Source organism: Methylophaga sp. UBA5088, assembly GCF_002414625.1.
GTDB classification, from domain to species: domain Bacteria; phylum Pseudomonadota; class Gammaproteobacteria; order Nitrosococcales; family Methylophagaceae; genus Methylophaga; species Methylophaga marina.
In genome coordinates, this window is record NZ_DIAC01000087.1 from 16,899 (window position 1) to 17,570 (window position 672).

Below are 672 nucleotides of genomic sequence, written 5' to 3' on the forward strand. Positions count from 1 at the left end.
ATGATGTGGCTGTGTTACAAAGACAAACAGCCGATGAATTATTAGAACGCCTGTCATATATCACTATTGAACCTCAGACGATAGTAGATTTAGGGGCGGGGACCGGACGTAACTTAGCGTTATTGCAAAAGCGCTATCCTCATGCACAGTTAGTGGCTGTCGATATTGCACCGCAAATGTTAAAGCAAGCCGAAAAGCGTTATCGGCATGATCAAGGTATTAAACGCTGGTTACCGAAACAGAAACGTTTACAGGTGTTGGCGGGTGATGCCGAAGCTATCCCGTTAGCAGATAACAGCGTCGACCTTATTTATGCCAACCTGGCATTACAGTGGTGTGATCCTAAACGTTGTTTCAGTGAAATCTTTCGGGTGCTAAAACCACAAGGACTATTGATGTTTACCAGCTTGGGGCCAGATACCCTGACGGAGCTACGTCAGGCTTGGGCTGAAGTCGATACCTATCCACATGTGAATTTATTTTACGATATGCATGATGTCGGCGATGCCATGACAGCTAGCGGCTTAGCTGATTGTGTACTCGATATGGAACCTTACACATTAAGCTACAACGATGCGATGAGCGTGATGCGCGATCTAAAAATTCTTGGCGCACGTAATGTGAATGAAGGTCGCCGTCGAGGCCTGACAGGAAAGCAACTGATGCAAAAAG

1 protein-coding gene is annotated in these 672 nt (G+C 46.1%); it reads left to right on the plus strand.

The window, feature by feature from the left end:
• On the plus strand, positions 1 to 672 hold a 672-nt coding region (gene bioC / locus B4K20_RS11120; protein WP_289282936.1), incomplete at both ends, for a malonyl-ACP O-methyltransferase BioC.